The following is a 7,341-nucleotide window of genomic DNA, read 5'->3' as shown; positions in this document are numbered from 1 at the left end:
CACTTAAGGACAACAAAAGCATCGTTGACCAGGCAGCTGCCAAAGTTAAAATAACCAAAATAATGAAGTTTTTGGCTGCCAAATATACAAAAAATTTTTTGCCCATTCTTTCTGCGTTAAGGGCCCTTGCCACTGCAGCTTCGGTCAATCGCATCGCTTCTAGCTCAACAAAAAAGCCGCCTATTAAGCCGGCTAAAATAATAATAACCTTCAAATCTTGATACCACCTACAAATTTGAACTTTAAATTTTTGCCCAACGGGCCGCTCTGTTTGGTTACATAAACTCAAGTATAAAAAGTCGCTTAAAAGTTGTCAATAAGAAATATTAATTCCCATTTGGCGAAAAAGAAAAACAACGCTTAAAAAACGCATATAGTAACATTCTTGCTTTGACACAGGTTAAAATTCTAAGGCAATTAATAATCCTCTATTATGTAATTTACCGCTGGTGTAAATATGGTTTCCAGGTGATCCATTGCTCTTTGATCATTAACATCAAGCTTACCCTGCTTTTTAGCTTGCGCTGGGGTTATATACCCCCACAACAGCTGTGCAAGGGTTGTGACTGGGATCACGGCTTGTGGCGATGCGTCGCTTGACGATACTTCCATAGCCCCACCAGCATTACGTAGGCTAAAAACTCCATTGTTCCATTCCAGCACTGGGTCAACAACCTGTATGTCCAACTCAACTTCTCTTAGAGGTTTTAGTATCCTCAACGCTTGCCCCACATCTACGATACGCCCCATTACGTAAGGCTGTTTATACATCATCCCCCTGGGATCGGGCATATCCATATAGGAAATGTCATCCGGCGGCGCATTCCACACGATGGAATCAATCTGGGAATAGTGGTTGGCAATAAGCCTCATGAGCGCTTTCTGGGCCTCCGGACTGGTATAAATCAGCTCCCTAACCTTGCATTGGCGGTTTGAAATCTCAAAGAGCACATAACCAATCGCTTGAGAATCCTTTACTGCTATGTACCCAGTGCCACCGGCTATATAGAGGTCATCCAGCAACCGATCCCAGTCATCTTCATTTCTCACTACATATCCATTATATGTTTCCATAAATTTTTGGTAACACATATTCATCAGGTGTATTTGCCCTTTATCGGCAGGTATTATGTCTTCCAGGATTTTACCTGCCGGCCCCAACATCTCCCTACCCCCGCGGTACATTAAATGATGGTAACATATCTCCCAGCCGTGCTTCCTGTAGAAATCATAGCGAAAGGGCAGCAAAATGGACACCCACTCCTGCCGCATGCGCATGATTTCCAAAGCATGCCGTATGAGTGCCCTTGCATCGCCCCTTCCCCTGTATTGGGGCCAGGTCGAAAGGCCCACCAAGTATGACGTCTTGAGAGGTTGGTCCCTGAGCATGATTTTGTAAGGTAAAAGCTGAAGGGCGCAGCGTATGCTGCCTCCCTCGTATACCGCCAAAGTATTTTGATCCTTGTATCTCCTGCTGAAAAACCAATTGACAAACTCTGGAGGATCATCAAAGCAGTACTCCCACAGTCTCTTTATTTGCGCCATATCATCGGGGCCAGCAAACCTTATCTCCATGATCATTCCTCCGCTAGATAACCCGTGTATTTCTCCACCATCTTAACGGGATGGTATGACCTCTTTGCCTGCCGTAATCCGGGTAACCCCATGTCCTCTTCACGGTTTATATAGCGCACATCCTTCCAGCAATGCTCAGCAAATTGCTGATTGATCATGGCATAACATCCATGATATTGCGTATTGGCCTTTTCCACGTGAATGACCGCCATCTCGGGATTGAGCAGCTCCCCTAGCGCAAAAGCTTGGATCTTGCCGTCAATCCTCAATGCACCGCCCTTGAGCTTTAAAGCATCAAAATTGCGCAATGCCTCCAGCACAGCCACCTTTTCATATTCCAGCCCGGGGATTGGATCCTTGTTTTTCATCCATTCCAGCTCGGCCTGTATGCACTCCTCTATGTTTTTGTCGCTCACCGACTCATAAGTGTACTGATAACTTTTTAGGAATTTATTGATATGATTCCTCTTTTGATGATATTTCTTGCCCCTCAGGTAAATGAGGTCCTCGGCAAGATAGACATAGTCATCATTATTGGGATCTCTTTCGAATCTAAACAAGCCGGGCACGGCTTCTTCCAGCATTTCCTTGGTAAGGTCGGTAACCCCTTTCATGATAACGGGATACCCATTTTCTTTAAAATACTGGATCATCTTATGAACCGCTATATCTATTTTGCTGTTTTCTCCGGGTACGGGTGGGAAAAAATAATGGAAGTCTTTGCCAAACTTCCCTATGATACAAAGGCAATCCCCGATGATTGAAAATTTCAAGTTGAAGGGCTGCCGCCATATATACATGTTTGTAAACGTGAATTCGGAATTCTCATAATGTCTTAAAGAAAAATAGTGGTCAAATATAGGCTTATCCCCCAGCTCTATTTCTTTAAAATATATATCCACAATCACTACCCCTTTCTCCTCATTAAAAATATATAATCTCATTTTGGGGCATCTAAACACAAATTTTATCGACTTTTATCGATGAGTGGGGTAGTAATGGGATTTGTAGTGCTATTGCAGCCTGTTGAATTCCATTATGGCGGCATTCCTATCGCTATTCACCTCTGCTTCGATGTTTGATAACATCTCTTTTATAACAGCCATCACAGGCTCCAACTTCTCGTAAAATATCACTATCAGATCTCCTGCCTTTGCCCTTCTTATGGCGGTCTTAAGGGCTTCAACCTCAGAAAGAATTATCTCTACTTTGCTGGGGTCCATGCCTGCGGATAGGACGCCTTCCTTTAGAAGCTTGGCCACCTCACCCCTGCATCGGCCTCTCAGGTCAACGTCTTCCTTGATGATGATGCGATCAAAACCCTTTCCGGCTATAAACCCTATGCACCTGATGGTGTCATCCTGTCTGTCCCCCGGAACTCCTATAATTCCTACCGTTTGTAATGCTCCCATTTTCTTGATGGCCTCTATAACCTGGGTATAGCCGCTGATGTTGTGGGCATAGTCCACTACCACCCTGAAATCTCTTATATTGAAGACATTAAAACGGCCGGGATTGTGGATCTCATCTGTATAGAAGGAAGCCAGGGCTTTTTGTATGGTTTCTATGGGTATTTTCATGGCATAAGCAGCGCTTACGGCAGCTAGGCTGTTTTCGATATTGTATGTGAGCATCCCGCCGTAAGTCGCCGGGATGCTGGCAACGTCCATGCACTGTATAAATCCATCTCCATTGGCAATAGTGATATACTGCCCTTTTAAAAATACCGCCAACCCTCCATTTGCCATGTGTCGGTGAACGATGAGGTTGTCCTCCTGTTTGGAGAAATATATTATATTGCACTTCACTCGCTTGGCAGCTTCTACTACCATTGGGTCATCAGCATTGAGTACCACATATCCGTCTGGCTTTACCGCCTCCACCACCAATGACTTTACATGTAACAAATCCTCCAGGGTATAAATCCCGTCACACCCTAGGTGGTCTTCGGTGATGTTGGTCAACACAGCGATGTCGCTGAGATCATATCCCAAACCAGATCTGATGATGCCGCCCCTGGCAGTCTCCAGCACTGCTACTTCCACCCTCTTGTCAGTCAATACTATTTTTGCGCTGGCAGGACCCGTGGTATCCCCTTTCATGACACAGCGATGGCCTATGTAAACGCCTCCGGTGGTGGTCATTCCAACGGTATAGCCGTATGTCCTTAAGATATGAGCAATCATGCGAACGGTGGTAGTCTTTCCGTTTGTCCCTGTAACCGAAATTATGGGAATGGAGTGTCTACTTCCTGGCGGGAAGAGCATGTCTATAATGTGCTGGGCAACGTTTCTGGGCTTGCCCTTGGATGGATAAAGGTGCATGCGTATACCTGGCGCGGCGTTTACTTCTATAACCGCCCCCATCCCTTCCTCTATGGGCTTGGAAATATCGGGGCAGGCAATATCAATCCCTGCAATGTCAAGGCCTATTATCTGGGCAGCCCTTACCGCAATTTCGCAATTTACTGGGTGTATCTTGTTGGTACAATCGATGGCTTCTCCACCAGTGCTCAAATTTCCGTTGGCCTTTAAATATACCACCTTGCCGGCGGGAGGAACGCTTTCCGGCGTGTATCCCTGCTTTCTAAGTAGTGCCAGCGATATTTCATCTATCTTTATTTTGGTAAGCGGCTTTTCGTGATCTTCCCCTCGTCTTTCGTCCTTATTAACCATATCCACCAGCTGGGCAATAGTATGTATGCCGTCCCCAACTACATGAGGTGGGATTCGCTGGGCAACAGCTACTACCCTGTCGCCTACCACCAGCACGCGGTAATCATTTCCCTTGATATACTTCTCCACTATGACGTTTTCATCCATTTGTTTGGCAATGTTAAAGGCCTGAGCTACTTCATCAGGTGTGGTAAGGTTAAGGGAAACTCCCTTCCCCTGATTTCCCCTTTCGGGCTTGACTGCCACGGGATAACCCAGCTGTTGCGCTATATCCAGCGCTTCTTCAAGCGAAGTGCATACGCCTCCTTCAGGGACGGGTATTCCCGCCTCCCTCAATATCTCCTTGGTTAGGGATTTATCGCAGGCTATATCAACCGAAATACAGGTGGTATTCTCGGTTATGGTGGCCTCTACCCTTTTTTGATACTTTCCATACCCTAACTGTAATATGCTGCTATTCCCGATCCTCATAACTGGGATTCCTCTTTCTTGCGCAGCCTCAACAATGGCTTTGGTACTGGGGCCTAATTCATTCTTCATGGCCTTAGCTTTTATCCTGTTTATATGGAAGTCGAGATCAAAAGCCTGACCACGGCACAAGGCTTCCACCAGTTGAACCGAGCACCTTCCTGCTTCCAAACCTGCCACCTCATTTATATAGGCATACACAACAATATACTTGGTGGAATCTTCCATCTGCCTTGCCCTGCCAAAGCTGACCTCATACCCTAGAAGGTATTGTATCTCCAGGGCACAGTGTTCGATGACGTGTGCCAGATAGGTGCCCTCCATAAGCCTGGTGACAAAGCCACCCGGCCGACCTAAGGAGCAGTGATGCTGATACAGGCCGGGGAGCAGCCTCAGCAATGCATCGTTAAATCCCTTTATATCCTTTGTAGCCACATTGGCCAGCTCTTCTAAGTCAATGACCATCTTTATTACCTTTTTATGGCTGTAAATATTTCTCCCTTTAAATGCCTTAAGCTCACAAATTTTCAAGTTGACTACCTCCTGATCACTGGCATTCGGGCTTTGATGTCGTACCGGTAACCTGCCGGAAGCACATGCATTATGACGTTAGTCAGTGCCAGTATTTCGTCAGGTTTAAGCTCCGAAACGTTGGTAAAATCCAGAGTTTTGCCATCGAGTATGGTCACAGCATGGGAACCTATCACTTCAAACACCGCATCGCCGTCTACTATGATAGCGGTATCCTCGTCAATTCCCACTCCCAGCATATGCGGGTTTTGCGCTATGGCGGTGAGCAAGCGTCCGATCCTGCCCCTCTGGGCAAAATGCTGATCTATTACCACGTCTCTCAGAAGCCCCAATCCTGGTGCCATCTTCAGCGTACACTTCCTGGGCGCATCTTCATCGTTGCCTGAGGTGATCATGGTCTCGCTCATGACGGAAGCGCCTGCGCTGGTTCCAGCAATCACCACTCCGCGGTAATAGGCTTGCTTTAACTTCTCTTCAGCTTTAGTACCTCCAAGAAGGGAGGTTATGCGCAACTGATCGCCGCCGGTAAAAAATATACAGGTGGCATCATCGATACTGTCTACCACTTCATCATGGTTGGCATGACGCCTAGAATCTATGCGTATCACGCTTATCTTGCGTACACCAAGCTGCTCAAATATACGGGTGTATTCCCGGCCTATGGTTTCGGAATGTTCGGTAGCTACCGTCATGATCACTATACTCCCTTCTTGTCCCCCTGCCAGTTCCACTAACTTTCTTAGGATTATGCACTCGCCCTCTTTGTCTTCCGCACCACCGATTATCATGAGCTTGCCCTTTACCTTTTCCTCCATGCTCGGCTCCTCCGGAATATTAATGCAATATCTTTATTTTCCCAAAAATATAGAACATTATTCCATACAGTCCCATACAACCACTTCATAAAAAAAAATACACCCGCCACAAGCGGGTGTATCTCTCTTTCAAACGGCACTTTCGTACCGTATTAAAGGCCTATTTTCACTTTTGAAAGCTTATATTCACCTTTGATCTCTCGGCCCTCGTCGCCTCAGAATTTTCTATCGCTTTTAAAATTTGCTTTCTCTTGCGAAGCCCATCTATATAGCTGATCCCCGCTACCATGGGGAATAAAGCTATAGGTATTATGGCTATATGGGGCATCATCTTATCAAAGGTAGTAAATATCTTGGTATAAGGTATCAGCCAGAGACGCAATGCGATCTCAAACCAGTTAACGCTGCCTGAAGGCTCCATGGCAATAGCCAGCAAATATAAAATGATGCTGGGAATAGAGGCTAGAAGGCCAGCTATAAAACCTTTGTACTGGGCGAAAGCATCCTTTTTAGCGTCATCCAATCCCACCTTGCTCATGTCAGCATATACTATCAGCCAGAACATTGCTATACAAACAAGCCCCACGAGCCATTGGTATATTTGATTTTCAAAAATGCTCAACAATGGGGGTATAAATATAAACTGAATCAGCGATACGATAGCATGAGTCCCCATTAGCTTCAAACCCTGTTTTATGAGTCCCACTTTATTCCCTCCCCTTTCATGCTTATTATACTATAAAACAAAGGCCATTGCTAGGCAATTTTGAAGGGGAGGCAATTTATAAAATATATTTACTACTTTAAGTGATTTTTAAACACATATATGGCAGCTTGTGTACGGTCGTTTACATCCAATTTCTTAAATATATTGGACACATGGTTTTTAACCGTCTTCTCACTTATGTACAGCTCATTGGCTATTTCCTTGTTGTTTTTGCCATCGGCAATGAGTAGCAAGACCTCTATTTCCCTCGGAGTTAAGTTATGCTCTTTAAACTGCCTCCTCACTGAACTATAGCTCATCCTATCAAAATCCTTTATAAGTTTGCTGGAAAGGTTGGGTTGTATGTACGTTTCCCCTCGATATACATCCCTAATAGCCTTCAAAAGATGATCAACATCAGCATCCTTCATGATATACCCTGATGCACCTATTTTTACTGCTTCCAGGAGATATTCTCGGTCGTCGTGCACGGTGAGCATTATTATCTTGGCGGAACAACCCCTTTGCTTAAGCTCCTTTATAGCATATATGCCGTTTTGAACGGGCATGT

7 protein-coding genes are annotated in these 7,341 nt (G+C 45.3%); all 7 read right to left on the bottom strand.

From position 1 onward, the window contains the following. On the bottom strand, positions 1-214 hold a 214-nt coding region (locus tag FWJ59_RS06670; RefSeq protein WP_414481189.1), incomplete at its 3' end, for a hypothetical protein. Positions 215-417: 203 nt separating this feature from the next. After that, complete coding sequence (gene eis / locus FWJ59_RS06665; RefSeq protein WP_414481188.1) at positions 418-1,575, bottom strand: enhanced intracellular survival protein Eis; 1,158 nt, start codon at positions 1,573-1,575, stop codon at positions 418-420. 2 nt (positions 1,576-1,577) lie between these two features. Further along, on the bottom strand, positions 1,578-2,483 hold the full coding sequence (locus FWJ59_RS06660) for a DUF2156 domain-containing protein (RefSeq protein ID WP_414481187.1): 906 nt from the start codon (positions 2,481-2,483) through the stop codon (positions 1,578-1,580). Between the two features lie 105 nt (positions 2,484-2,588). After that, on the bottom strand, positions 2,589-5,249 hold the full coding sequence (cphA, locus tag FWJ59_RS06655) for a cyanophycin synthetase (protein WP_414481186.1): 2,661 nt from the start codon (positions 5,247-5,249) through the stop codon (positions 2,589-2,591). A gap of 5 nt (positions 5,250-5,254) precedes the next feature. Continuing rightward, on the bottom strand, positions 5,255-6,064 hold the full coding sequence (locus tag FWJ59_RS06650) for a cyanophycinase (protein WP_414481185.1): 810 nt from the start codon (positions 6,062-6,064) through the stop codon (positions 5,255-5,257). Positions 6,065-6,230: 166 nt separating this feature from the next. Then, positions 6,231-6,770, bottom strand: coding sequence for a hypothetical protein (locus FWJ59_RS06645; protein ID WP_414481184.1), 540 nt, complete (start codon positions 6,768-6,770; stop codon positions 6,231-6,233). Between the two features lie 92 nt (positions 6,771-6,862). Next, the coding region (locus FWJ59_RS06640) for a LuxR C-terminal-related transcriptional regulator (RefSeq protein ID WP_414481183.1) at positions 6,863-7,341 on the bottom strand (479 nt) is incomplete at its 5' end.

Source organism: Caldicoprobacter sp., from assembly GCF_047459465.1.
Lineage (GTDB): Bacteria > Bacillota > Clostridia > Caldicoprobacterales > Caldicoprobacteraceae > Caldicoprobacter.
The sequence above is the reverse complement of the archived record's forward strand: the minus strand, read 5'-3'. Positions and strand labels throughout refer to the sequence as shown.

Bases quoted from the DNA above. Each gene is read 5' to 3' on its own strand.
- eis (WP_414481188.1), bottom strand. From the start codon at position 1,575: ATGGAGATAAGGTTTGCTGGCCCCGATGATATGGCGCAAATAAAGAGA.
- FWJ59_RS06650 (WP_414481185.1), bottom strand. From the start codon at position 6,064: ATGGAGGAAAAGGTAAAGGGCAAGCTCATGATAATCGGTGGTGCGGAA.